22 protein-coding genes are annotated in these 25395 nt (G+C 48.5%); 10 read left to right on the top strand and 12 right to left on the bottom strand.

The features are described from left to right. Window positions 1-84: 84 nt before the first annotated feature. From AB8S08_RS00440 to AB8S08_RS00425, 4 genes are all read left to right on the top strand, one after another. Window positions 85-810: an ABC transporter ATP-binding protein gene (locus AB8S08_RS00440; RefSeq protein ID WP_369743026.1), complete on the top strand. Its 726-nt coding sequence runs from the start codon at window positions 85-87 to the stop codon at window positions 808-810. After that, complete coding sequence (locus AB8S08_RS00435) at window positions 803-1540, top strand: ABC transporter permease (protein WP_369743025.1); 738 nt, start codon at window positions 803-805, stop codon at window positions 1538-1540. Before AB8S08_RS00440 ends, AB8S08_RS00435 begins: the two co-directional genes overlap by 8 nt. A gap of 20 nt (window positions 1541-1560) precedes the next feature. Next, window positions 1561-2820, top strand: a complete 1260-nt coding sequence (locus AB8S08_RS00430) for an amidohydrolase family protein (RefSeq protein ID WP_369743024.1) — start codon at window positions 1561-1563, stop codon at window positions 2818-2820. A gap of 252 nt (window positions 2821-3072) precedes the next feature. Continuing rightward, window positions 3073-4467, top strand: coding sequence for an amidohydrolase family protein (locus AB8S08_RS00425; protein ID WP_369743023.1), 1395 nt, complete (start codon window positions 3073-3075; stop codon window positions 4465-4467). Window positions 4468-4529: 62 nt separating this feature from the next. On the opposite strand, the gene AB8S08_RS00420 is transcribed toward AB8S08_RS00425, so the two are convergent. Further along, window positions 4530-5618: an NADH:flavin oxidoreductase/NADH oxidase gene (locus AB8S08_RS00420; protein ID WP_369743022.1), complete on the bottom strand. Its 1089-nt coding sequence runs from the start codon at window positions 5616-5618 to the stop codon at window positions 4530-4532. A 215-nt stretch (window positions 5619-5833) separates the two neighbouring features. Here AB8S08_RS00420 and AB8S08_RS00415 point away from each other — a divergent pair, with 215 nt between their 5' ends. Both AB8S08_RS00415 and AB8S08_RS00410 read left to right on the top strand, forming a co-directional pair. Further along, window positions 5834-6571 (top strand): endonuclease/exonuclease/phosphatase family protein, encoded by a 738-nt coding sequence (locus tag AB8S08_RS00415; RefSeq protein WP_369743021.1) that lies wholly within the window; start codon window positions 5834-5836, stop codon window positions 6569-6571. Between the two features lie 25 nt (window positions 6572-6596). Then, window positions 6597-8003: an amidase gene (locus AB8S08_RS00410; protein WP_369743020.1), complete on the top strand. Its 1407-nt coding sequence runs from the start codon at window positions 6597-6599 to the stop codon at window positions 8001-8003. Between the two features lie 16 nt (window positions 8004-8019). On the opposite strand, the gene AB8S08_RS00405 is transcribed toward AB8S08_RS00410, so the two are convergent. Beyond that, window positions 8020-8718 carry a hypothetical protein gene (locus AB8S08_RS00405; RefSeq protein ID WP_369743019.1) on the bottom strand — a complete coding sequence of 233 codons (699 nt, stop codon included), beginning with the start codon at window positions 8716-8718 and terminating at the stop codon, window positions 8020-8022. A gap of 180 nt (window positions 8719-8898) precedes the next feature. Here AB8S08_RS00405 and AB8S08_RS00400 point away from each other — a divergent pair, with 180 nt between their 5' ends. Next, window positions 8899-9948, top strand: a complete 1050-nt coding sequence (locus AB8S08_RS00400) for a lipoate--protein ligase family protein (protein WP_369743018.1) — start codon at window positions 8899-8901, stop codon at window positions 9946-9948. Here the strand turns inward: AB8S08_RS00400 and AB8S08_RS00395 are convergent. Beyond that, window positions 9945-12266: a DUF2309 domain-containing protein gene (locus AB8S08_RS00395; protein WP_369743017.1), complete on the bottom strand. Its 2322-nt coding sequence runs from the start codon at window positions 12264-12266 to the stop codon at window positions 9945-9947. The genes AB8S08_RS00400 and AB8S08_RS00395 overlap by 4 nt on opposite strands. 1 nt (window position 12267) lies before the next feature. Beyond that, entirely contained in the window at window positions 12268-13692 is a 1425-nt protein-coding gene (locus AB8S08_RS00390) for an NADH-quinone oxidoreductase subunit L (RefSeq protein ID WP_369743016.1), read from the bottom strand. A gap of 167 nt (window positions 13693-13859) precedes the next feature. Here AB8S08_RS00390 and AB8S08_RS00385 point away from each other — a divergent pair, with 167 nt between their 5' ends. Beyond that, window positions 13860-14735, top strand: coding sequence for a LysR family transcriptional regulator (locus AB8S08_RS00385; protein ID WP_369743015.1), 876 nt, complete (start codon window positions 13860-13862; stop codon window positions 14733-14735). A 71-nt stretch (window positions 14736-14806) separates the two neighbouring features. On the opposite strand, the gene AB8S08_RS00380 is transcribed toward AB8S08_RS00385, so the two are convergent. The 7 genes from AB8S08_RS00380 to AB8S08_RS00350 form a co-directional block, all read right to left on the bottom strand. Continuing rightward, window positions 14807-15796, bottom strand: coding sequence for a diguanylate cyclase (locus AB8S08_RS00380; protein WP_369743014.1), 990 nt, complete (start codon window positions 15794-15796; stop codon window positions 14807-14809). Next, window positions 15793-16617 carry an alpha/beta fold hydrolase gene (locus AB8S08_RS00375; RefSeq protein WP_369743013.1) on the bottom strand — a complete coding sequence of 275 codons (825 nt, stop codon included), beginning with the start codon at window positions 16615-16617 and terminating at the stop codon, window positions 15793-15795. The genes AB8S08_RS00380 and AB8S08_RS00375 overlap by 4 nt, the downstream gene beginning before the upstream one ends. A gap of 101 nt (window positions 16618-16718) precedes the next feature. Beyond that, complete coding sequence (locus AB8S08_RS00370) at window positions 16719-18044, bottom strand: NAD(P)/FAD-dependent oxidoreductase (RefSeq protein WP_369743012.1); 1326 nt, start codon at window positions 18042-18044, stop codon at window positions 16719-16721. A 50-nt stretch (window positions 18045-18094) separates the two neighbouring features. Next, window positions 18095-18706 (bottom strand): class I SAM-dependent methyltransferase, encoded by a 612-nt coding sequence (locus AB8S08_RS00365; RefSeq protein ID WP_369743011.1) that lies wholly within the window; start codon window positions 18704-18706, stop codon window positions 18095-18097. A gap of 32 nt (window positions 18707-18738) precedes the next feature. Continuing rightward, a complete protein-coding gene (locus AB8S08_RS00360) occupies window positions 18739-19395 on the bottom strand; it encodes a cupin domain-containing protein (protein ID WP_369743010.1) in 657 nt (218 codons plus the stop codon). A 72-nt stretch (window positions 19396-19467) separates the two neighbouring features. Further along, complete coding sequence (locus tag AB8S08_RS00355) at window positions 19468-20643, bottom strand: ABC transporter permease (RefSeq protein ID WP_110075646.1); 1176 nt, start codon at window positions 20641-20643, stop codon at window positions 19468-19470. Further along, window positions 20640-21554 carry an ABC transporter ATP-binding protein gene (locus tag AB8S08_RS00350; protein WP_369743009.1) on the bottom strand — a complete coding sequence of 305 codons (915 nt, stop codon included), beginning with the start codon at window positions 21552-21554 and terminating at the stop codon, window positions 20640-20642. Before AB8S08_RS00350 ends, AB8S08_RS00355 begins: the two co-directional genes overlap by 4 nt. Before the next feature lie 247 nt (window positions 21555-21801). On the opposite strand from AB8S08_RS00350, the gene AB8S08_RS00345 reads away from it, so the two are divergent. Then, entirely contained in the window at window positions 21802-22446 is a 645-nt protein-coding gene (locus AB8S08_RS00345; RefSeq protein ID WP_369743008.1) for a glutathione peroxidase, read from the top strand. A gap of 78 nt (window positions 22447-22524) precedes the next feature. Here the strand turns inward: AB8S08_RS00345 and AB8S08_RS00340 are convergent, their stop codons facing one another. Then, window positions 22525-24063 (bottom strand): M17 family metallopeptidase, encoded by a 1539-nt coding sequence (locus AB8S08_RS00340; RefSeq protein WP_369743007.1) that lies wholly within the window; start codon window positions 24061-24063, stop codon window positions 22525-22527. A gap of 158 nt (window positions 24064-24221) precedes the next feature. On the opposite strand from AB8S08_RS00340, the gene AB8S08_RS00335 reads away from it, so the two are divergent. After that, window positions 24222-25382: an alanine racemase gene (locus AB8S08_RS00335; RefSeq protein WP_369743006.1), complete on the top strand. Its 1161-nt coding sequence runs from the start codon at window positions 24222-24224 to the stop codon at window positions 25380-25382. Window positions 25383-25395: the final 13 nt, after the last annotated feature.

The raw sequence follows: 25395 nt of genomic DNA, 5'->3' as shown, positions 1-25395 counted from the left end.
CCTTCAATTGCTGACAAAAACGACTGTCGCGCGAACTCCTGTCTCCCTAAACTTGGCTCTAACACTATTCATTGGAGACCGATCATGGCAGTCATACACCTATCCATTCAAGGTTTAAACAAGAGCTATGGCGAACATTACGCGCTTAGCGATATAAATCTCACGGCCTCTAGCGGCGAGGTTCTTGCAATACTTGGCAAAAATGGTGCCGGTAAAACGTCACTCATCAATAGCGTGCTTGGCATCCACGCCTATCAAGCAGATCAACTTGAACTTTTTGGTCACCCCATGCTGAACCAACATCGACCGTTAGCGGTACGACAGCGTTTAGGCGTCATGATGCAACTCGGTACACTGGCAGCCAATCTAACTGTCTACGAGCAGTTGGACCTGTTTTGTAGCTATTACCAAAACGGTTTTCAGGTTGGTGAGCTCATAAACAAATTGAATCTTAGCAGTATCGCCAAGCAACGCTTTGGCAAACTTTCTGGCGGCCAGCGCCAGCAAGTCCTTTTTGCCCTCGCCGTTGCTGGCAAGCCCGACTTACTGTTTCTGGATGAACCGACGGTGGGCATGGATGTCGAGGCGCGTCATGCGCTCTGGCAGCATATTCAAGACTACCGCTCTGCGGGCACGGCTATTGTACTGACCACCCACTACATTGAAGAAGCCGAGCGTTTGGCCGACCGTGTCGCGATGTTGCGAGAGGGAAGAGTCATCGCTGCAGGCACTTTGTCCGAGGTGATTGCTGATCATGGTTCACTCGAGCAAGCCTACCTAGCCAACATACAGGAGCAGCGCTATGTTTAATGCGAATTTATACGTTAAAGAAGCAGGCTATGATTTACTAAGTCTATGGCGTACACCCGCGTTCTTTTTGCCGGCTATTTTATTTCCAGTCACTTTTTATGTCTTTTTTGGTATCGTTTTTAATTTTAGCTCAGGCAGTAGCAAGTACATGCTTGTTTCTTATGCCTGTTTTGGCATGATGGGGCCGGCTATGTTCAATTATGCGACCGCAGTCGCCAGTGACCGAGCCCATGGCTGGCTTACGTTGAAGCGCGTTGCGCCTATGCCCTTTAACGCTTACGTAGCAGCTAAGTATGTCAGTAGCTTGGTCTTCGCCTTGTGCATTGCCTTAATCCTGTTTGTCACCGGTGGCTTATTCGCGGAAGTTGAACTCTATACCTGGCAATGGTTAGCGCTGTTGCTGGTATTGCTAATCGGTACCCTTCCCTTTGCCCTTATCGGCTTATTGCTGGGCCTATGCTTGTCCGACAAAAGCGCTCCCGCTGTGGTCAACTTGGTTTATTTACCTATGGCCTTCTTATCCGGCTTGTGGGTGCCCATTCAATTCTTACCGGAAGCCGTGCAATACATCGCCTATGGCCTGCCCGCTTACCACTATGCGCAGTTGGCACATGCTGTGATTGGCACGAGTCAGGGCCATAGCATTTGGCTGCACTTGGCTGCACTTGTCGGATTTTCCCTGTTACTTGTTCTGCTTGTACGCTGGCGTTATCAGCGCCTTTCGCACTAATTTGCATGAGCCTGTTACCTATGAAAAAGATACTTTTATTACTTGCCGCTGTTGTTGCTGTAATGGTTATCGTATTGAATTTACCAACTCCGAAAACTGCTGACGTGGCGAACGACAACAGCTTCGTGATCGGTCCGGTGAACATCTTTGACGGCGAAAAATGGCGCGATGAAAAGTTTGTTGTCGTTCACGATGGTTGGATTACTGAACTTGCATTATCGCGCCCACAACTCGATTTACCCTACCGTGAAACCCAAGGCCAAGTGCTGATGCCCGGCTTAATCGACGCGCATGTGCACGTCTGGGGCGATGCCCTTGAACAAAGTTTGAACTTTGGCGTGACCACCGTGATCGATATGTTCGGTGACCCTAGCTTCTTGCAGCAACATAAAGCCGCGCGTGCGAAGACCCAGCAAGCTGAACATGCTGATATCTTTGGTGCTGGCTACTTAGTCACTGCACCTAAAGGCCATGGCACGCAATACGGTATTCCCGTACCCACGTTAAGTGAACCTTCCGAAGCCCCTGAAGCTGTCGCAAAACGCCTCGACAGTGGCTCCGATTTTATCAAGATCGTTTACACCCGTGCTGATGCTGTTTATCGACATGCGCCGTCGATTTCCTACGCAGAACTAGAAGCCACTATTACAGCAGCCCATAAAGCACAGCAACTCGCCGTGGTGCATGTTGCCGATCACGCTTCAGCAGTGGACGCCGTCAAAGCAGGTGCCGACGGCCTGGTGCATAGTTTCTTTGACCGCCCAGCGAGCGATGAACTGGTGCAATTGATGCGCAGCAACGGGACTTTTATGATTCCCACGATGGCGCTTTACGAGGGGATGTTGCGTGGCGAAATCAACGACGAACTGCTCACCGCAGAAAACCTCAAGCTTCCAGCAAGCGCTGAGGCCAGCCTCAATCAGTCATTTGGCAATACTACTTTTCCTGCACACTTTTATGAAAATCTACGACTCACCACCGAGCGTCTCTATCAAGCAGGAGTGCCGATTTTAGCTGGCAGCGACGCACCGAACCCAAGCACCGCTCACGGCTGGTCATTACTGGTAGAACTCGAGCTATTAAAGCGTGCTGGATTGCCGCTCGAATCAGTCCTGCACGCAGCAACCGCCGCGCCAGCGCAAGCTTTTGCACTGCCTCATCAAGGGCGCATTGCCGAGGGGATGAAAGCTGACCTACTCCTAGTTGATACCAGTGCTACAACGAACTTGCCGGCACTATTCCATCCACTAGCGATTTGGAAGAATGGCTTTGCACTCTGAAACAACAGTGGCCAAGATTAGTTGGCTACTCCCCCCACGAGCGTGGGGAAGACGTCGAAAAGCGCACAGATTTCCGCGAAGCTACGCTGGTAGTACTGCTCACATTGCCACAAACGTGCACCATCAAGATGTACTGCGCGTTGGTAGTTTTGTTTCATGGTTGTTATAGTCATAACCAGCCCTTTTGATGTGCGAGGTGTGCGCCCTCGACGCGATTAATCATACCCTGCGCTAGACAACTGAGAGTACATCATGAACACAATGGTTCGCTTCATCACACTTGTTACCCTACTAACCTTTATCGCAGCGTGCGAGCCTGCTCAACCGTCCGCACCAGAAACGTCACATCAATCACCGAAGAACTTTGCGTTTACAAATGTTGCTGTGGTGAACATTGCGCGTAATTTGGGTGAGATTGCCGAAGCTCAAACAGTTTTGGTGGTAGGCGATCGCATTACCACGGTTGGAGCAACCTCTGCCGTGACAGTTCCCAGCGGCTTTGTAGAAATTGACGGTACCAACCAGTTTTTGATGGCTGGCTTAACCGAGATGCACGGCCATGTGCCGCCGGCATCAAGCTTTGGCCAACTGCCAGAGCGCTATCTAGATGATGTGCTATTTATGTATGTTGCCAACGGTATTACCACGGTGCGGGGCATGCTCGGCTACCCCCATCAGTTACAATTGAAACAGGACATTACAGAAGGTAAGCGGACAGGTCCAACACTTTATCTGGCTGGGCCAAGCTTTAACGGCAACAGCATTGAATCACCAGAAAAGGCCACTCAACGCGTTATTGAACAACGTGATCAAGGCTGGGATTTACTTAAAGTCCATCCAGGGCTAACGCTTAGCGAATATCAAGCAATGGCAAAAACTGCGCGTGACGCAAACATCGACTTTGCTGGTCATGTACCGAAAGACGTGGGTCTTGAAGTGGCATTAACAGAAGGGCAACGTACCATTGACCACTTAGACGGCTACTTGGAAGCCATCGACGCTTTAAATCGGCCTGCTAGTAAATACGAACTGGACTACCTCGTTGATTTAACCCTGCGTCACGGTGCCGCGGTGGTGCCAACCCAGGCATTGTGGGCCACGATTATTGGTGCCAGTGACATAGAGCAGCTGCGCCAGTACGAAGAAATTGACTATGTACCTGAAGCAGTGCGAGCCGGCTGGTTTAATTACTTAGAAGAGCCAAGTTTAGGGTACTTCAACGCCGAAGCGGCCGCCATTCAACAAGACAATCGCCAGCGGCTAATTAGAGCCCTATTTGACGGTGGCGTACCCATTATTTTTGGCACCGATGCGCCCCAATTATTCAGTGTTCCGGGCTTCTCAGCCTTACGTGAAATTGCAGTATTACACGACGCCGGAATTCCGCTGGCTGGAATTTTACACAGCGCAACCGTCGCAGCTGGGGAGTATTTTGCCGATAAAGATTTATTCGGTCGCGTTGCAGAAGGTCACCGTGCTGATTTGGTGTTGTTACAGCAAAATCCGCTGGAATACCCTGCAGCGCTCGCCGGACGCTCTGGTGTCATGGTGGCAGGCCAGTGGCTTGATAGAGCAACCATCGATAATCAGTTAGAAGCCATTCGAGCTGCAGGCATGCGCAAATCAGCAAACTTCAAGCCCGAGTAGACCCACTAAAACGTACCCGGGAGTACGTTTTACTGGGTTCAAGTTGGCTAAGGTTGCCAGCATCAGTAGCGTTCTAGCCAATGTGCATAAGGGGCTGGCAACACCCATGATGGTTTCTCCACACGCAGTGCTTTAGCTGCTTCATAAGGCCAATGCGGATTAGCTAGATGGGCACGTCCTATCATCACTAAGTCTAACTGACCTTGGGCAACTGTATGCTCGGCCAGTTGCGGAGCATCAATTCCCCAGGCCGAGGCAACTGGGATGGCTGCCGCATGCCGAATACGTTCTGCGATAGGAGCCATGAAGCCGGGTCCCCAAGGAATAGACGCGGTTGGTGTAGAAAAGCTGATACTAACGTTCAAGAAATCCAAACCTTCGGCTTTCAATAGGTTGGTCAGTGCGATAGCTTCTTCAAGTTGCTGTTCATCGTTGCCGTCAAATTCAATCACGCCTAAACGTGCGGTGAGCGGTAAATTATCTGGCCAAACTTGCTTCACAGCTCGCACAGTTTCTACCAAAAAGCGTGCACGGTTTTCGAACGAACCGCCATAGTTGTCGTCACGCTGATTGGCGTGAGGCGACAAAAAGCTTTGTCCTAGATAGCCATGGGCAAAGTGTAGTTCTAACCACTGAAAACCAATATCACGGGCTCTTTCGGCGGCAGCGACAAAGTCGTCTTGTACCCGTTGGATGTCTTCGAGGGTCATTGCCTTAGGCATCCGGGATAAGTTAGCGCCAAATGGAATAGCAGAAGGTGACAGGGTTTGCCAGCCTTTGGCATCTGCTTCGGCGATATGATCGTCGCCATCCCAAGGACGATTTGCACTGGCTTTACGCCCAGCGTGCCCAAGTTGAATACCCGGTACTGCGCCAGCAGTCTGAATAGCTTCGACAATAGGTACAAATGCTTGTGCCTGCTCATCATTCCAAAGCCCGGTACAATTCGGCGTGATTCGACCTTCTGGTGAGACAGCCGTTGCTTCTACGATGATTAGACCTGCACCACCACGGGCCAAACTGGTGTAATGGTTAAGATGCCAATCATTGGGCACACCTTGTTCTGCCATATATTGGCACATTGGTGGAACTGCAATACGATTACGTAGTGTTACGTCTTTTAATTGAAAAGGCTGAAAAAGTGCAGACATGTAAAGTGTTCCTTATTGGTTCATTAATGCCATGAGTTGCATTATTCTACCTTTCTTTGCCAGCGCCGTTGTTGAATAAAAGCTATCGCGGCAATCGGTTTTTACAGCTTAGTTAGTATCCAATTAAGATAGATACAAGCCGAACCAAAATGACTAGAAGAAGGTCTACTAGAAGGTGGTACGATGTGCCAAGACAGAACCTTCGGAGACGCCATTTGCTTAAACCTAAAGTTTTGGTTCCTGAGCAGTTCCTTCACGAACAACCTATTCGTCATGGCGAAGAGTTTGGCGTGTTGTGTTGGAATACGCAGAAACTCACAGATACACCCGAGTTTCAGCGCACTCTTACGCGCCTTTTAGCGCAGTTTCCTTGCCTATTTTTACTACTACAAGAAGCCAAGCTTAGCTCTAAAACCAATTGGCTCTTACCGCATTGGTCTTACGCTGTCGCACCAAATATGCAAATGCGGCGTTCTACTTATGGTGTGCTCACAGCCAGTCAGTATGCGTTTACCGAAGCACAAGCTCGATTAAGTAGAAAGCGCGAGGGCATGTTTGCTACCCACAAAAGCTACATGCTTTCCTATCACACACTAGCAGAAGGCGGTGCGCTGTTAGTGGTAAATATCCATGCGATTAACTTTGTGCGCACACAGCAATTTTCACAAGAAATTGAGCTGATTAAGAACGAGATTTTAGATCACAAAGGGCCGCTTATCGTTGCTGGCGATTTTAATGTTTGGAGCCGCCAGCGCCGCCTTCGCCTATTACGGTTTTGTCGAAGCATAGGCCTCAAGCACGCCATTATGGCTGATCCACACCATATCAAGGCCTATCGGCAACATCCGCTGGATTTCATTTTCTACCGTAATTTATCTTTGCAACAAGCATCGGCGCTTGATACCCGTACAGTATCTGACCATAATCCTCTTTATGCCCGCTTTAAGCTCTAGCGATATCTGACATTAACAGGCACTTATGAAGCACTTATCAGCAACAACTATAGCGCATGCAATTCAAGCGGGTGAACTGACGTCTACCGCAATTACTGAGCATTATTTGGCTCGCATTGAGCAGCATAATCCAAAGCTGAATGCCTTTGTCGATATCTATCGCCATCAAGCGTTGTCGCAAGCGAAACAGCGCGATGACAACGCCAACTGTCTAGGTCCACTGCATGGTGTTCCCATTTCTATTAAAGAGTGCTTTCTGTATCAGGGCACTGCAACGACTCTCAATTATCCGCCGTTGAAGAATTACCAAGGTTCGCAGACGTCCCCCTTGGTTCAACGCTTGCTTGATGCTGGAGCCGTCATCCTCGGCAAGACCAATGTGCCGCAATTACTTGCTGATAGCCAAACCTTTGGGCCACTCTATCCGACTGCGAATAATCCCTTTGATATCACCCGAACTCCGGGTGGCAGCACGGGTGGTGGTGCCGCAGCGTTAGCAGCAGATCTATGTGCTCTTGAACTGGGCAGTGACATCGGCGGCTCCATTCGCAATCCTTCGGCCTACTGTGGCTTATTCGGATTAAAGCCTACCGAGAACGGTCACAGTCATGATGGCCATGTCCCCCCTTTACCCGAACATAAGCTTGGGTTTAGTGTGATGAATTGTACAGGGCCACTCGCCCGCGCCCCTGAAGACTTAGAGCTGGCGTTTAGAGTACTGTACCCACAACAGCAGCTCCAACTTGAAAGTAAGCCCTTGAGCGGATACACCTTTGGTTACTTTGACACCTTGCATGGCTTAACCGCAGGCCAGTCGGTGCAGTTGGGTTTAGACCAATTAAAACAGTTAATTACAGCTCAAGGAGCCACCCTTAAACCCGTTACCATAGATAACCAATTGGCTGCACAAGCGATGGAGTTGTGGGCAGAGTTATTCGGCTTTTCTATTGCCCAAAATTTACCCTGGCTGATTCGTAAAATTTTCTACATGAAGTTTCGTCCTGCCCTCAGAGATAGCTCATTGACGCTCATTCCTGCGCTAAAACGTGGTTTAAGCCTAGACTTCAAACATTTGAGCAGAGCGCTGTATCGACGCCGTGAGGTGATTGCAGAACTCAACCGAAGTTTTGCGGTTTGCGATGCGGTTCTCAGCCCCACCGCCTTAGGCCCAGCATTTCAGCATAACCATCAGCATCAACGCATTGCATTGGATGGGGAGCAGATACCCTACATGGATTATTGCTTTCCGTTTGTAGCTTTGTTCAATTTAAGTGGTCAGCCGGTACTGACTGTACCGACAGGATGTGACGCCACGGGACTACCTATTGGAATCTCCATAAGTGCCCCGCATCATCATGAGGGGCGCTTATTGCATATCGGTCGTCTACTTGCTCAAAACGGGATAACGTTTAGCTCACCCGAACTATCCTAGCGGACATGCTAAGAAGCTAATTAAACTGCCCCATACTTGGCAATTTCATCGGCTTTGCCGGCAGCTCAAAACTACTGGCTGGTGGCTCGGTGGTGGATATCTCTGTGAACACAAAGTCATCACCTTGACGTAATACACCGTAGCCTTGGCTTAGGATCCGCTCCTCCATTTTAATCACCCCGGGCGGTAGCTGACCACCGCTCGCGGTAATCATCAATTTCGTCATAGCGTTCATGGCTCGAGTTAAGGCCACGATACTGTCATCTTTACTAAGAACCATGTTGCTCGTTTGCTTATGTCCCCGTCCATCTATATAGGTCATCGTGAAAATCTCACCACGAATACCCGCCACCATCTCAGATTGTCCGGTGTTGGTTAGTTCAAGAATATCTTGAATCTCTTCATCCCAAACGCCTTGCGACTCAACCATGCCGCCCATTGATGCGACTGCTGCCGTTAAATCAAACACCATCGCCTGACCGCCTTGTTGCGCCACCGCGTAAAGCTTGTCTCCGCGCATGAGCATGTAGCCTTCATCTGCGTCAGAAGTAATTCGTAACCGATCTGTCCCTAAATATTCTAGTTTGACTTGCTCGCCATCATCCATCATCACTGCACTCCCTCCTTTTGCAGTGATGGCTTGGGCCGGCGCTAACGAAACTGCCAGCAGCCCCAGTGTTAATACTAAAGTGACTAATTTGTATGGTTGCATCATGCTTCTCCCTTGTGTGTTGCTTTCCTCATTCGCGTTAAATTTTAGACCTTATTGAGGGTTCTGCCAGTTACAACCACATACGATTCAATAAGGCGGGTTAGAGCAAAGATTCGAGCCGCTAAAAATGCTAAGCTCAGGGCAACTTACACATCGTTGGATACGAATAGCAGAGGTGGCATCATGCACGGAGAATTTAAAGTTCCTGGCGGTAAGCTAGTAGTGGCAGATATTGAAACTAATCAGGAGGTTATTACCTCGGCTAGTATTTCTGGCGATTTCTTTTTGGAGCCTGATACGGCACTAGAGCATATTAACCAAGCGTTGGTAGGCCTATCCATTGATGCTAGCCATGCCATTATTAGTAAGGCCATTACCGCCGCCCTAGCGGACGATGTGGTGATGTTTGGCTTCTCTGCTGAGGCAGTAGCTACGGCGGTAAGACGCGCTTTAGGCAAAGCCAGCAGCTGGTTTGACCATGACTTTGCTGTGATTCCACCTGTCACCTTACCAGCGATACAACATGCGGCGCTAGATGAAGTGCTTGCGACCTCTGTTGCACAAGGTACGCGCGGACCAACCCTCAGGTTTTGGGATTGGGATGATTCGGTTGTGGTTATTGGCTGTTTTCAATCGGTTAGAAATGAAGTAGACATGGACGCAGCCAAGGCTGCTAATATCAATGTTGTTAGGCGCATTACTGGTGGCGGCGCCATGTTTATGGAGCCAGGTAACTGTATTACTTATTCGTTAACCGTGCCTAGTTCTTTGGTAGATGGCATGAGTATTGAAAGATCCTATCAATTTCTTGATACTTGGGTGTTAGCTGCACTAGCTGAAGTGGGAATTAAGGCGCACTACGTGCCATTAAACGATATAGCCTCAACCCAAGGTAAAATTGGGGGTGCTGCACAAAAACGTTTTGCTAATGGGGTGATTGTGCATCACGCCACTCTCGCCTATGACATTGACGCCGATAAGATGCTCAAAGTACTCCGTACTGGGCGCGAAAAGCTCTCTGACAAGGGCACCAAAAGTGCTAACAAGCGGGTCGACCCCATGCGCAGTCAAACCGGTTTACCGCGAGCCCAGATTATCGACGCCTTTATGGAGCAGTTTACCCAGCTTTATCAAACCCATACTGACAATTACAGCGCGGCAGAGTTAGCGACATCAGCACAGCTTGTTGCTAATAAATTTCGCTCTGACCAATGGCTCTATAAGGTGATTTAGGTTTTAGGTACCGCTACCCACCCGGTAGCGGTGCGTTGTTGCAACGTTGCTGTTGATGGTTGCCACTGCCATAGCCACAGCCATTCGTTGTCAACCAGTTGTTTGACGACCGGTTGCGCAGCTATCACCTGGTCAATTGCGACCGTATCTGCTGCAATCACAACGGTAAGTCGCAACGGCTCATGGTACCAATCTTGTCCGTCATGTACCGATTGGCGTGCTAAGCCAATACGCAGATCTCCCCCATTCCCCTCAAAGACACCCAACCCATCAGCTACAACATTGTGCAGTAGCTTATTACCACTGCCAAACTGCTGCGGTGCCACCGTTGACGCGTAATATTGCATATTGATCCAATGAGCCACCACCATAGGTGCCGTTAACAACTGGGTTAATAGGCTTTGGTCTTGATCGTGCTCGGCGACATACTCGTGTAAAAAAACACGACCATCAAAGTTCAAGCTGCGAGTAACACGGCGCGGTGCAAAAATAATGGCCGCATTGCGCGCGAGGCCCCATTCTGGACGAACTTCTGCCCAGCTTCCTGCCCGTTGTTGTAACAATTGCTGGGGGGGGATTGTGGCAGCCTGCTGCCCCAATAATCGCTGGGCTTGTTCTTGTTGCGCTTGGGTATTTGCAGCTGCTATCCAGGTAGCCACATCTTCAGGGACATCTGCACTTAAAAGCTGTAGCTGCTGTAATGTGGTGTTATGAAGCGCTGCAATAAAGCGTGTCTGAGAGGGAATGCTGATCTGATGGTGTTCAGTTAATAGCTGCCGTACTGAAGGCTCATTAAGGATTTGCGCCAGCACTTGCGCATTAACTGCGCCAGACTGACCGCCACAAGCGCCGCACTCCAAACTAGCAGCATGTGGATTATTATGAGTTGATGCTGTGTGGCCTATCAGCAACACTGACTCGGCAAAAGCTTCGGTGAGGCTCATACCCGTTAGCACTTGCGCAGCAACTTGAGCTAACTCACGGTTACTGACCGGTTGTTGATGACGAGTGATCAGCCACGGCCCAGTATTCACCAAACTTGCCGCGATACGCTGTTGGGGCTGGTAGGTTAAGGTTTTCTTAAGTAATTTAGCAATCTTTGCTAAGCCACTCATTTCAACCCAACCATAAGCCCCTGCAGGGCTCTCGTGAGCACGGTGCCAACTGGCGGAACGCCAGATTTTACTCACCTGCTCACTCGTTTCATGATGACCGGATAACTGCACCTGCCACTGAGGTGCCAGTAAAGCCGGCAATTGGGGCTTGCTCAATTCTGCGCTTACTTGATATTCAACCGGTAACCCAAAAAAGCCGGCAAAACCTATGGTCTGAATCCCCTCATGCTGCGCCTCTAGCGCTCTGCGCATAGGTTCAGAGCGAACGTCTATACAGCATACAGCTTGCAGCTTTGGCTGTTTACCCAGCGTGTTCTCGGATTGCTTTGTCGATGGCGTCATCAATTGGGTAGTTAACTGCTGCTGATAGTGCTGCTCACGTTTTGATTGCTGTTGCCACAGCGGTTGTAACTGTATAGCGACCTGTTGCTTACGCTCTAAATAATGACTCCAGGTTAGCTTGAATTGTTGCTGTAGTGCCTCATCAGAGCTTTGCCAGCAAACGAGGTCCCAGGCCAAGCGAATCGCTAGTAGCTGATTAAGCTCGTCATTAAAATCCGGCCGCTGGGTTAACTCTCGTTGCCAACGCCTTTGAGCAAAAATACTCGCCCAACCATACAGATCATGCAGCAGTACCTGCAGATAGATTGGCCATTGTGCTGCTGTTAGTGGAAGCTGATGTAAGGCTATTTGGTAAAGTTCGAAAATATCCTCTGGCAAGTTCTCTAGGTGCTGCTGTATGTTTTTATGATTCAACAACAATGCGATGCCACGGTCTTGCCGCACCACCTTCAGCCATTGTTTAAACATACGTTGATTGATGTCATGGTGCTGTCCGACTTGCGCAGGATAATTAACCCATAATGCACAGAATTGGCTCATTTGTTGCTGAATTTCAGTTAGCCAAGGTAAGGTACGGAGCTTACGTTGAGCCTGTGTCGCATCGTAAGATGCCGCCACGCTGCCATGAAACCGCCCTTCAGCCAATAACCCTTCAGCTCCTTTTACAAGCGGTATGTTAAACCATGCTAGTTGCTCTGCCGCAACTTCGTGAATTGATTCGGTACGCTGTTGCCACCAAGGATTAACAGCAATACTTCGGTCTAGTGGCCATACCGGAGCGACCGTAGCTGTCGTTTGTTGTATCCAATTGGCCAAGCGGTTCACGTCTTGTTCTTGTTTAGAATGGGAGTTTGTAAACATACTAACGGGGTACTCCGGTAGTTGCAGAAGATACCCGTAAAGGCCAAAGCGTTAAGGTGAGCCGAGTAGCCCATTCATCCAGGTACAAGCCTGCATTCAACATGATAAAAAGTTTACTGCTATGGGCTGCTTGGGGTCGGTACAACAACCATAGGTAAACTCCCGTAATAGCGATTAAGACACTAGATACCCACAGATCAAGCCCAACGACAAGCGGAGCCTCAACAAACTCTAGATGCAGCTTTAATAACCACAGCGCTGCGCCATAGCAACTCAGCCAAATCATGGCGATAGCCATTGCTGGTATGAACTCAGCCCACGCAAAGCGTTCAAAATAGCTCGCTAGCCATAAGCTCAGCGCTAAACTCACCGCCAACCAAGGCGCGACATACGTAAGCAAATCCAACTCAATAACTGTGATCAGTACTAAGCTGCAAATACTGACTAACGTAACAATAACGGCGCTAAACGGCGGTAACGCTAGCCCTACAAAGCGCTGCCGCTCACGCAACTCCACTGCACTACCTGAACTTAAAAAGGCATAAGCTTTATAGCAAGAATGTGCCAGTAAATGCAGGGCAGCCAAGGTGTAGTAACCTAAGCTAATTTCAACTAACATCAGCGCCATTTGCGCCACAGTAGACCAAGCCAAGCGTACTTTGATGCTAATCCGGGTCATGGTGACTACCGCTGCAACTAACATGCTCAATCCAGCAACTAGAGCCAATAACCACCGCGCTAGAGGAGCATCGCTAAGTACTGGTGCAAATTGTAGCAACAAGAATCCGCCTAGATTAATAATGCCCGCATGCAGTAAGGCTGAGACTGCCGTTGGAGCTTCAACCACCTGCAATAACCAACCATGTACAGGAAGTTGCGCGCATTTAAGTAAGGCAACCAGTACCAGTAGCACCGCAGGTACCTGTTGATTCACTAAGGAGCCTTGCTCGGTTAGTTGACTGATATGAGTGGTACCCGTGTGATACCACAGCCAAATGAGCGCCGCCCCCAGCAATAGCTCTGCGATACGCGCAAAGATAAATTTTTTATGGGCTGCTAGTTGTGCTCGGGGCCGCTGAGGATAAAATAACAGGAGCTGGTGCAAACTTAAGCTCACGGTCACCCAAGCCAACCAAAATAACAGATAATGATCCGCTAATGCCGTGGTCAGAATGGATACCAACACCAACACCAACCAGCGATGAAACCGGTGTTCTTCTTGCTCACCACGCACTTGAACCGCGGCGAAACGCAACACAACCCAACCGATAAAGCAGATCATTGCGGCAAATCCAGTGCTCAGGGTTGTTAACGCAAAACCAAAGGCTTTAACCTCTGTCCAACCCGTGCTACCTATAAGCAAACTGCTGATCAGAAAGCAACCACATAGCAGAGCAATCGTAACGGTACTAATGCGCCAGCGCATATGGCCTCCAAAAGTGATCCATTGATGTTGAGATTAGTGCAAGTGGCGGCATTGTGCGTGATTCAAATACATTATAAAAATACATATATTTTATTTATTCGTTCGCTAAAATAGAACAATAGGTTTATCGTGACTCTTTCTTTAAGACAAACTCAGGAATAACTCCCATGGCACGACTTAACTACCATCACCTTTACTATTTTTGGCGGGTAGCTAAGCAGGGCAACCTCACCGCAACCGCTTCACAACTGGCACTATCTCAATCGGCTTTATCTACTCAAATCAGTCAGTTAGAACACACCATTGGCCAACCTCTGTTCAATCGTGTCGGTCGTTCTCTGGTGCTTACCGAATTAGGCCGTACGGTGCTGAATTATGCTGAGGATATTTATCAGCGTGGCGAAGAGTTGCAACAATTACTCAGCCAAGGGACGCCTACCGTGCCTAGTTTAAAGATTGGGGTGCTATCCAGTATGTCACGCAACTTTGTCGATGCTTTTATCAAGCCTTTAACCCAAGGCTTAGATGTTCACTTTCAGCTCATTGCGCGACCGCAGTCCGAGCTAGAACAGTTATTGGCACACCATCAACTTGACGTGATTCTTACTAACCGAGAGCTTGCTAGTGGTGATGATGTGGGGTGGCAATCTCAGCTGTTAGCGCGCCAAGCCCTAAGCGTTATTGCGCCGAGTCGCCTTGCCCATTTGCCAGCGGAAGTAGACGCTAGTTATCAACAACAGCGTTGGGTGGTACCAGGTGCAGCATCGCCCCTGCGTGCCGCATTTGAGTTTTTCTGCACCCAGCATCAATTGCGCCCCGAAATTATCGCGGAAGCTGACGACATGGCCATGTTGCGGTTACTCGCTCGCGACAGTGGCGCCCTCGCTGTCATGCCTGCAGTAGTTGTGCGCGATGAGTTGCAAAGCGGACTCTTAGTTAAACGTTTTGACCTGCCCAATGCTTTTGAAAACTTTTACGCGGTGACGCTAACTCGTAAATACCAACACCCGAGGCTAGCCGAACTGCTACAAGCATCGTACTAACGCTTACTGGCCACTTCTAATACGCTGTTCGCACATGCACCTCTATGGCGTTGTTATCAATATTCTAGTTCTTAATAATCAGCAGAAACCTCAACGCGGTTACGGCCCTTGTGCTTCGCCTCATAAAGAGCTCGATCAGCACGTTGCAAGACCGCAACTAAATCATCCTCTGCAACCATATTGGTCACCCCAATACTCATGGTTACCCGACCATGAGCCCAATGCGTCTGTTCAACCAGTTCGCGAATGCGCTGTGCTGCTTGTTTAGCTTCAGCCAAACTAGCCCCGCTCACAATCAATGCGAACTCTTCACCACCGATGCGGGCAACCGTATCAATAGCGCGCGTCTGCTCGGCTAAGACTTGTCCCATCCGCCGTAACACAGCATCGCCTTCAGCATGCCCAAAATTATCGTTTATCGATTTAAAATGATCGATATCCATCACCAGCAAAGCGGCGCTAGCGGAACCACGTTTGACTTTTTCCAGCTCAATCTCTAATTGTTGCTCAAAGGTGCGTCGATTTGCCAGTTGGGTTAATGAGTCTGTGGTTGCTAAACGTTCTAACTGTTTATTTAGTTCAGTTAATTGCTGATGTTTGTGTTCTAGTTCAGACCGCGCACGCTCTAATTCTGCCACCACCAGTTGCTTCTCACGTAGCGCACGCTCAGCGTCTTTTTTTGCTGCTACTAGCTGGTCTTCAAAGATAAAACGCCGGAGAATGGGCAGTAACACCATGACAAAGCCATTGTTCGCTTCGGGCAATTTGACGGCATTCATCAATACTGGCAATTCATTATTCTGCTTATCCTTCAGGCGCAGGTACATCTCTTCTACGGTACCTTGATGCTGCATTAGCGGAAAAACATGCGTCAAAAAGAACAATTTGCCAGCACCCGAGAACAACCTATCAATCGACTGTCCCACGAGTTCGTCTTCTTGATAGGCCAGCAACTCTAATAATGTCTGGTTAATATCAACGATTTGACGCGCACCGTTAATTGCCAATAATCCTATCGGAACCTGTTGTGGATTAAAGAAATCAAACTTAGTAGTCGTCATCTTACGAGGCACTCAGTGATTTTATCACGTACTAAATGCGGTGAGCTAACATGGGGATAATGACCACTGCAGCCTATGTTGGCTGTTTGGCAATGGGGAATTTTAGCTGCCATATAATCAATTACTGCAGTAGGTACAATCACATCAACGTCGCAATATAAGATACTCACGGGCACGGTAATTTGTGGTAGCAGTGAACGATTGTCACTCAGAAAAATCAATTCAGCAAAGCGTCTTGAGATTGTCGGATCGGCATTAGCAAAACTCTGTCGCAATTGCTCACTCAGTTCTGGTCGGTGACTATTTTTCATCACAATCGGCGCCAAATAACCAGCCCATTCAAAATGATTACGCTCCATTAAACTCAATAGCTCGTTAATCTCATCTAACTTGAAGCCGCCCTGATAATTATCACTATCCAAATAGCGCGGAGAAGGCCCTATCGCAATGATCTGGCGAAATAAATCAGGTCGCTGGATGGACGCAAGCATGCCGATCATGCCACCAACGGAATGTCCAACGTAATGTACCGGACCACACTCAAGCGCTTCAACGACTGCAATAAGATCATTGATATAGCCAGTGAAACTTGAATAGGTTTCAGCATCATAATAACTAAAGTCAGAACGACCGCAGCCGCAAAAATCAAAGGTAACGGGGGCTATTGTTGAAGGTAATTCGGCCAGCAGTGGGGTCCAAATAAGTTGATCGCAACCAAAGCCATGCCCGAAGAGCACCCTGGTGGGTACCGAGTCATTAGGGTTTACCTGCTGGACATGTTGAGTAACGCAGTAACGTGACAGTATCTGGTTCGCGGGCATTGGCAATCTCTTGTCGATAACTTTATGTTTAAACATAGAGTTTTATGAGCGAGATTGCCAGTTTAACCTGTACTAGCTGAGTAGCAAGCACTCAACCCTGATTAATGTAGCTTCAAGCGTGGTCGCAACCGTCGGCTTAAGCCCTTGATCAGCATAAACAAGAAGGTTTTAAAATAGCCATGTACCGCCACTTGATGCATACGATACAAACTCTTGTACATGATACGTGCCAACCAACCCTCAACTTTCATGGCACCCTTGGTTAAGTTCCCCATCAGACTACCAACTGCCGTGTAGCTTGATAGCGACACCAATGAACCATGATCTTTGTAAACAAAAGTACGCAAGGGTTTATGCTTTTGCTTAGCAACAATATTAGCATAGGCGGTGGCTGCCATCTGATGAGCAGACTGAGCTCGTGGTGGAACCCTAGACCCATCAGCTTGGGTAAATGCTGCACAATCACCTATCACAAAAACATCGTCATTGGTGCTGGCTTGCAAGGTAGGCTTCACCACGATCTGATTGGCTCGATTGGTTTCAAAACCTGGTAATTTGGCAAGAAAATCGGGGGCCTTTACACCAGCAGCCCATACTTTAATACTAGCTTCGATGAGTTCGCCTGATTTAGTGACCAAGCCTTGGTCTGTTACTTCAACCACTTGCGTATTATCACAAATACGTACGCCTAATTTTTCTAGCTCTTGTTGCGCAGCTGCAGCAATACGCTCCGGTAGCGCGGGTAAAATACGTGGCCCGGCTTCAACCAAGGTGATTTGCAGTTTATTCAACTCAAAGTCAGCAAACCCATACGACCTAATCAGTTCTGCTGATTTAAATAGCTCAGCAGAAAGCTCGACTCCGGTCGCTCCACCGCCCACGATGGCTACTTTTAGGGGCCGTGGATAGCGCTCAGCTTGCAGCGATAAGAATTTATTCATAAGGCGATGGTGAAAACGCACCGCTTGTTTGACACTATCTAGGAAGTAACAATGCTGACCGGCACCTCTGGTACCGAAATCATTGGTGACGGAGCCAATGGCTAATACCAGTGTGCTATATGGCAGCTCACGGGCAGCAACGATTTGCTGTCCTTGATCATCAGTAATAGCAGCGAGTTTAATTAAACGTGCGGTTGTATCGATATCATTCAATTCACCTGGTAAGAAGTTAAAACCAGCGTGAGCTGCCTGAACCCGATAATCGACACCATCAATGTCTGCATCAAGCGCGCCCGCTGCTACTTCATGAAGCAGAGGTTTCCAGACATGGGTTAGATTGCGGTCGATTAAAGTGACCGAAATCTTCTTATTGTTACGGTACTTCTTGCCAAGTTTGGTGGCTAACTCGAGGCCGCCGGCACCACCACCGACGATAATAATATGCTGGGTATCCATGAGAGCTAATAAGGCTAGGAACAAGTGCATAAATTATACGCCTGTTACCAGCCCAATATAAGCGCTTTTATTGCCTTATGTTAAGCAGGTTTAAAAGCAATAAACTGACACACCGCACCAGCACCTGTATGGCCAGTTCCTTCATGTAGCGAACGTACTAGCTCCTGGCTATGGGTAACCTCAAAGCTTTGAAAAGCCTCATTAAACTCGGCTGCTGTTAGCATAAGGTCTGCGCTTGGTGGACCACCAGTACCTCGCCCTAGTTGAGCCGGAGTGTAACATTCAGCCAGAAACCAGCCGCCGGGCTTAAGCGTTTTTACTATCTGCTCATACAAGAAAGGGCGATGGGCACTGGGTAAATGACAAAAAATCATAACAACGCCATCATATGCCTGTTCTGGAAGCTCGGTTTGGCTCAAATCAGCCCACTCGGTGGTAATCACAACCTGCTCAGCTTGCGCCAAGCGCTGCGCTTTCTGCAAACCAACTTGTGAAATATCTAAAGCCGTTACATGGGCACCTAACTTAGCTAAATAGACACTGTTACGCCCCTCACCATCAGCTAAGCAAAGGATGTTAGCTGGCTGTTTACCATGCTTCAACAGGCTTGCGGCATGGTCTCGTAAAAAGTCATTCGGTTCGGTACCGTAGTGATAATCTTCTTTACTGTAACGTTCATCCCACTGATTCATTCTAACAACCTCATTGCTGTAACTTTTGCTGACTAATCAGCTAAGGGTAAATGGCCCGTTTTAACTAAGATGATGGTTTCTTGCTCAACAAAAGGCGTGTGTTGGCTCATGTGCGGGCTACGCAGCCAGCAGCCCGCTGGATAGCGCCCATGTTCATCCATAAACTCTCCGGTTAATACGAAAATTTCTTCACCACCAAAGTGACGATGAGGTTTAAACACCTCACCCGCTGGCCATTTGACTAAAGCTGTGTGCTGCGTGGCAAAACTATGTAGTGGCATCACCTGTAAGCCGCCTTGCCCTGGCAACCATTGCCCAGTTTGGGTTTGAATTCGCACGGAGGCAAGATCGGCAGGATCAAATTGATGGAGTTTTACCAATAAAGTACAGCCCTGCTCGCTGTAGGGTGCATGAGCGGACCCTGGCGGATTACGAATGTAGGTGCCAGCTGGGTAATCTCCGTTTTCATCTGAGAAGACACCCTCAAGCACTAGAATTTCTTCACCTAATGGGTGTTGATGAGTATTGAAACGCGCCCCAGCAGCATATCTTACAATGCTGCTGGCTCGCCCTCGTTCAGCTTCTTCGCGTTCTAGTAATTTCCGTTCCACCCCTGCGGCTGGACTAGGTTGCCAAGCCTGTGCATGGGTATCAATCACCACACGTTGCGAAAAATCCATGTGTAACATAACCAATAACTACCTTATACCGGTTGCGATGTTTGCGGTAGCTTCAATATACCCTGCAACGGCGGTTTAAGATCAGCGGCCGATAAGCGCTCGACCCATGGATCGCCACGATGGTTCTTTGCCGTACATGGTAATGCCTAACGTAAATAATCTTACGGCTGCTGAACGAATAATATAGGTGGTTAAGAACAACACCACTAAACTACCGCTCCATTCCCACCAAGCAACACCGCCATCAGCGACACGAATAGGCATCACCGCAAAGCTCGTTAACGGAAACCAACTTAAGATTTGTGCCAATAACCCTTGCGGGGTATCCATCACACCAAAGCCCGCACCAACGAACAACGCAGGAATCAGCATCATGGCGCTACGCCCTGAATGATTAGGATCGTCAATAGTAGCGGCAAAACCTGCCATCATCGCATTAATCATAGCTAAGCCTAGTAGAGCAAATAACGTCGTAGCGACAAACAACTGCCAGCTCACTTCTGGATACGTCATCGCATCACCAGCCACCACACTCATGACTAACACCACCAACACAATCAAGATCAAAATTGTCGCCATGCTTTTCAAACAGTGCAGCGTAATGCCAAGAATCTTGCCATCCATCCATTGGCTCGGGGTAATTAAGGTGAGCAACTGTTCAGTAACACGCTGTTGTTTTTCTTGCGTAATGGCCGTCATCATCAGACCAAAACTACCAAATACAGCAACCATGATGCTTACCAAAATTAGCGTGGGTAAGGCTTTATTGGCAGAGCTTCGCGCCCGATCTTGGTTTTGCACTGCCACCACAAAACTTGGCGGTTGATTTAAAAAGGCGATCTGCTCCTCATTCAAAGCGAGGTCGTTGAGCTTCTGCTGTTGCAAATAACTACTTATGGCCTGACTCATACGGTCTTGCCAACCAGCGTTACTTAATACTGCCAACTCAGCGAGGTAACCTTGCTCGGCATCAGCGGTTATTGTCAGTACCCCAGCATAAGTTGTTCCCAGCTCTGTCATAGCTTGACTGGTGTTCGAGGCCGGCACCCAAGTAATGTTCTCTAGTTCTGGCATGGTCAGAGGCGCCACGACTGCAACTTGATGGGTCTCTTCTAAGGCAACTTTAAGTTGTCCCCAACCTATTGAAATAGCAAACAGCACTCCCATCAATACTAATGAAAAAACCTCTTGCTTCCATTTAAAGAAGCGCCGAAATTCAAATCCGCCAATGCGTAAGATATGTTGCCATCGATTCATGCTTGCACCGCCTGAAGATAAAGTTCGTGAAGGTTTTGTTGCTGCGGACTAAATTGTTTTACTGGCGCCAGCTGTTGTAGTTGCTGCAATAAGTCTGCGGCAACCAACTGCTCAGTACAAACCAAACGATAGCTGTATTCATCCACTTGAGTTACTTGGGTCACACCTACCATAGCTTGTAATTGAGGGATAGCGACCGGCTGGGTAAATGCGACCTCTAGACTATGCTGCTGCTGTAATTGCTTACGCACTTCTGCCAAGCTGCCTTGAGCGATCACTCGGCCTTTGTTCATCAGGACTAATTTATCGGCCATGCGCTCTACCAAAGCCATTTGGTGCGCGCTAAGAATCACAGTACAGCCCTGCCGTTTGAGTTCGTCTAATACGGTTAACACAAATTCTTGGTTAACCGGATCCAAACCCGAAAAGGGCTCATCCAGTACAACCAATTTGGGGTGATGCAACAAGGTAGCGATTAATTGTACCTTCTGCTGATTGCCCTTCGATAATTGACGCATGGGCTCTTTGGCCCGCTCAGTTAAACTAAATCTTGCTAACCAGTGATCAATGTTTGCTGCTGCGGTAGCTTTAGGAAGCCCGCGTAAGCTTGCTATATACCGCAAGTTATCAAGCAAGGTGCGATCTTGATACAGCCCTCGATCCTCTGGTAGATAGCCAAAATCGCTGGTTTGTAATTGAGCTGCTTGCCCGCGATTAGCATCGCTGAAGTAGTGAATGCTACCACTATCTGGCCGGGTTAATCCCACCATCATTCGTACTAAAGATGATTTGCCGGCCCCGTTGGGCCCAAGTAACGCGAGAATTTCGCCTCCAACCGCGGTTAAGCTGACTGCATCAACCGCTCGCACGGTTGCATAGTCTTTAACCACTTGTTCCACTTTAATTTGCATGTAACAGGTCCTTGCTTTGGTGAGCAACTTATTTTTATAAGAATGATGGGTTGTCATCAGTAAAGTACAATTATTCCATATTGCTGCAATGCTGCTATCAATAAAGCTGATTAAACTGTGTGCAAATGTTTCTAAAGTCATTAAAAGTGATCTTTTATAGGTGACAACGCTTAATTTCATCTAGACTCATAGAAAAGTCAGCTAAACTTTCCTTTTCATTATTGTCCGAGGTTTGGAGTTACAGGTTATGGCAATTCGTCTTAAAACAGCAGTAAAAGGGGTATCTCTTGCCATTGCAGGAGCTGTCGTGGGTGCCGTGGTGTTATTTGCGCTACCGGGCGAGCCAGCCAAACACATCATTCCTAGTGCTCAAGCAAGCGACCAGTTTAGTACGGGAAGTGACGGCTGCTTAGTTGTGTTTAACCATCAGCTGCGCGGCTTGCATACTAAGAACTCTCACGACTTGTGTGAGTTAACGAAAGATAAAGTGGTGATGGTGGTTAACACCGCCAGCAAGTGCGGTTACACCGGCCAGTTTGAAGGTCTTGAAGCCCTATATCAGCGCTATAAAGACGAAGATTTCGTGATCCTTGGCTTTCCGTCAGATAGCTTTATGCAAGAGCATAATGACGAGGCTGAAACTGCCGATGTCTGTTTTGTGAATTTTGGTGTTACTTTCCCAATGATGGCCACAACACCGGTACGCGGTAGTGATGCTAACCCGGTGTTTCAAGCCTTAAGCGCTGCCGCACAGCAAAGCCCACAATGGAATTTTCATAAGTACATCGTGGCCGCTGATGGAAGCCAAGTATCAAGCTTTGTGAGCAAGGTAACACCTACCGATACGACTATCACAGACGTGATTGATAGCTATCTAGCTGCGCAAAAATAGTTTACGCAAGATATTTAACAGCGTCTTGGTTTAACAGGACGATAAAAAAGCCACTACCTTTCAGTAGTGGCTTTCAGATTATTCAGCTATATCGGCGTAGATTTTTACCCACTCGGTCAGTAGGCGCACGCCGTAACCATTCCCGCCAGCAGGGTGGATGCCATTCGCACTCGTGCTATACGCATTTCCCGCCATGTCGATATGAATGAATGGGGTATCTTTAGCAAAGTGTTGTAAAAATACCGCACCCGCCTGTGCACCCGGTGAACCCACGTTGGCAATATCAGCTAGGTTACTTTTGATAATCCCTGGGTATGGCCCCAAAGGTAATTGCCAGACCAGTTCTGCGGTTGCTTCACCGGCTTGTTGCATACTACGCAAAACATCGTCTTGATCCGTAAATACAGCTGAATAAGCTGTGCCTAAAGCGCCCACTTTCGAGCCGGTTAAAGTAGCAATATCCGCAATGACGCGAGGTTTGAACTTATCACGCGCATACCAGATACCATCAGCCAAAATAAGTCGACCTTCGGCATCGGTGTTAGCAACTTCAATCCGAGTACCATCACCTGCGGTAACCACATCACCCGGTAACAGCGCTGATCCTGAGATTAAGTTATGCGATAACGGCACCACTGCTACAACGTTTACTGGAGCTTTCTGGCCCGCTAAAGCCATCACCGCACCAATCACCGCACCGCCGCCGGCTTTATCGGTTTGCATCCGTAAAATAGATGCTGATGACGTTTTTAAGTTATAGCCACCCGTATCAAACGTATTGCCTTTACCCACCAAGGCAATAGGTGCATCTTTGCTACCCTGCCATTGTAGAGCCAGCAGATAAGCCTTATGCTCACTACCTTTGCTTACGCCGTAAAGAGCTCCCATACCGGCCCGTTCAACTTGACGAGGGTTAAGCACCGTCACCTTAATACCTAACGGCTTCACCGCTTTTTCCACCATCTCTGCAATGGCCTGTGGATAACCGTCTCCACCAGGCAAGTTGATGATGTCACGAGCCATGAATACGCCGGCAGCGATAGCCGCGTAGTCAGCATAATGGTCTGCTACGGACGAGGCTTGGTTTACCGCCCATTGCACGTGTCTAACTTCGGTTTTTGCAGGATCGCTTTTATAGCGATCAAAACGGTAATCTCGCAGATCCATGCCATGTGCGATCGCGGCAACTAAGTTGGCATTGTTGAGCAACCGAGCATCCACGCTCACGGCATGCTTTGCATCAGCGGTTTCAGGTAAATAGCTCCATAAGGCGGCTCCAAGCTTCTCGGCGGCAACGCGGTTAAAGCTCTCGCTATCACCCACTCCAGCAACTAGTAAACGCTCGCTGGCTAAACCAACCGGTGCAAGTATCTCAACGATTTGCTGTGGGGCTCCGGTAAAATCTTTAGCTGCTAATGCAGCACTGACCATGGCTTGCGTATCCGCACTCCAACCTGTCACTTGTGCCGTTTGATTGGCGCCAACCAGTAACACTGACACTTTGGCATCAGCCTTGGTTTGCTCAGTAAACTGATGTTTGATGGCAGCAGGACTGGCCTGAGCTACCACGCTTATAACCATTGCACTCATCAGCGCAAGACTTTTTAACCACTTCATGATACATCCTCTTAAGATAGACATGATTGTCATTCTACTCAGTGCAGCTTATTACTTAACTCGGTTCGGGTAAATCGTCTAATTCATGCGACAAGACTAGGTTTATTAGTTGCAGCAGAATGGTTAGTCTGACAAATCGAATCCAAAGGAGAAAATTCATGACTGCCAGTGACGCTTGGTTAACCCAACTTACCACGCCATTGTTGCTTATAGATGAGCGCAAGTTAAACCGTAATGTGCGGCGCTTGCAGCAGCGTATGGCAGCGTTAGGTTGCGCATTGCGGCCACATTTAAAGACACTAAGGTCGTTGCCCGCAGCTGAGCGAGTGGTCGCTAACCCACAGGCTCCTATCACGGTATCGACTTTAGCTGAAGCAGAAGCCTTTGTTCATGCCGGATATACAGATGTCCTCTATGCGGTTGGTATTACTCCGCTCAAATTAACCCGAATTGCCAACTTAATTCAGCAGGGTGCTAAGGTACATATTCTGTTAGATACCCTAGCACAAGCAACTGCGGTGTATCACTACTCACAGCAGCATCAAGTTGATTTTTCCGTCTTTATTGAAATTGACTGCGATGACCACCGCGGTGGTTTGAGCCCGGAAGATCCGGTGCTCATCGCCTTGGCAAACTACCTAGTTGCCTATCCGGTTAATCGACATGGCCCAGCAATCACTGGGCTTATGACCCACGCAGGCGGCTCCTACGACACTGATTCGGTTAGCGCCATTAAACAGGTTGCTGAAGCTGAATGCCAAGCAGTACGCACAGCTGCTACTAAACTTGCTGCAGTTGGTATCGAACCACTCATGTTGAGTGTAGGCTCTACTCCTACCGCACATTTCGTTGACGACCTCACTGGTATCACTGAGGTTCGCGCAGGGGTATACACCACCTTTGACTTAGTGATGCAGCAACTTGGAGTATGTGCGCTAGACGACATAGCGATGAGCGTTGTTACTGCAGTTATTGGTTACAATCATGAAAAAAACTGGCTTTTAATCGATGCTGGATGGATGGCGCTCTCGCGCGATCTAGGGGCAACTCGTAACTCACAGCAGCCGGCTTATGGCGTAGTTTGTGATATTGCAGGCCAGCCCTTAGCTACGGATCAATCCATTGTGGTTAATGGAGTTAATCAAGAGCATGGGGTGATTGCACTGCCAGCGGCTATCCGTTGTGAGCAATTTGACATAGGTCAGTTGCTGCGTATTTTGCCTAACCATGCCTGTGCCACAGCTGCCATGCATACCCACTATCATGTCATCACTGAAACACAAGCGCACGAGGTTTGGCCACGCATTCTTGGATGGTAATGGCTGGGGTTGG

The sequence above is a fragment of the Pseudidiomarina sp. PP-1MA genome (assembly GCF_041200125.1).
In the GTDB taxonomy this organism is placed as follows: domain Bacteria; phylum Pseudomonadota; class Gammaproteobacteria; order Enterobacterales; family Alteromonadaceae; genus Pseudidiomarina; species Pseudidiomarina fusca.
The sequence above is the reverse complement of the archived record's forward strand: the minus strand, read 5'-3'. Positions and strand labels throughout refer to the sequence as shown.

Coding starts and splice junctions, on each gene's coding strand:
- AB8S08_RS00440 (WP_369743026.1), top strand. CDS start 85: ATGGCAGTCATACACCTATCCATTCAAGGTTTAAACAAGAGCTATGGC.
- AB8S08_RS00435 (WP_369743025.1), top strand. CDS start 803: ATGTTTAATGCGAATTTATACGTTAAAGAAGCAGGCTATGATTTACTA.
- AB8S08_RS00430 (WP_369743024.1), top strand. CDS start 1,561: ATGAAAAAGATACTTTTATTACTTGCCGCTGTTGTTGCTGTAATGGTT.
- AB8S08_RS00425 (WP_369743023.1), top strand. CDS start 3,073: ATGAACACAATGGTTCGCTTCATCACACTTGTTACCCTACTAACCTTT.
- AB8S08_RS00420 (WP_369743022.1), bottom strand. CDS start 5,618: ATGTCTGCACTTTTTCAGCCTTTTCAATTAAAAGACGTAACACTACGT.
- AB8S08_RS00410 (WP_369743020.1), top strand. CDS start 6,597: ATGAAGCACTTATCAGCAACAACTATAGCGCATGCAATTCAAGCGGGT.
- AB8S08_RS00405 (WP_369743019.1), bottom strand. CDS start 8,718: ATGATGCAACCATACAAATTAGTCACTTTAGTATTAACACTGGGGCTG.
- AB8S08_RS00400 (WP_369743018.1), top strand. CDS start 8,899: ATGCACGGAGAATTTAAAGTTCCTGGCGGTAAGCTAGTAGTGGCAGAT.
- AB8S08_RS00395 (WP_369743017.1), bottom strand. CDS start 12,266: ATGTTTACAAACTCCCATTCTAAACAAGAACAAGACGTGAACCGCTTG.
- AB8S08_RS00390 (WP_369743016.1), bottom strand. CDS start 13,692: ATGCGCTGGCGCATTAGTACCGTTACGATTGCTCTGCTATGTGGTTGC.
- AB8S08_RS00385 (WP_369743015.1), top strand. CDS start 13,860: ATGGCACGACTTAACTACCATCACCTTTACTATTTTTGGCGGGTAGCT.
- AB8S08_RS00380 (WP_369743014.1), bottom strand. CDS start 15,796: ATGACGACTACTAAGTTTGATTTCTTTAATCCACAACAGGTTCCGATA.
- AB8S08_RS00375 (WP_369743013.1), bottom strand. CDS start 16,617: ATGCCCGCGAACCAGATACTGTCACGTTACTGCGTTACTCAACATGTC.
- AB8S08_RS00370 (WP_369743012.1), bottom strand. CDS start 18,044: ATGCACTTGTTCCTAGCCTTATTAGCTCTCATGGATACCCAGCATATT.
- AB8S08_RS00365 (WP_369743011.1), bottom strand. CDS start 18,706: ATGAATCAGTGGGATGAACGTTACAGTAAAGAAGATTATCACTACGGT.
- AB8S08_RS00360 (WP_369743010.1), bottom strand. CDS start 19,395: ATGTTACACATGGATTTTTCGCAACGTGTGGTGATTGATACCCATGCA.
- AB8S08_RS00355 (WP_110075646.1), bottom strand. CDS start 20,643: ATGAATCGATGGCAACATATCTTACGCATTGGCGGATTTGAATTTCGG.
- AB8S08_RS00350 (WP_369743009.1), bottom strand. CDS start 21,554: ATGCAAATTAAAGTGGAACAAGTGGTTAAAGACTATGCAACCGTGCGA.
- AB8S08_RS00345 (WP_369743008.1), top strand. CDS start 21,802: ATGGCAATTCGTCTTAAAACAGCAGTAAAAGGGGTATCTCTTGCCATT.
- AB8S08_RS00340 (WP_369743007.1), bottom strand. CDS start 24,063: ATGAAGTGGTTAAAAAGTCTTGCGCTGATGAGTGCAATGGTTATAAGC.
- AB8S08_RS00335 (WP_369743006.1), top strand. CDS start 24,222: ATGACTGCCAGTGACGCTTGGTTAACCCAACTTACCACGCCATTGTTG.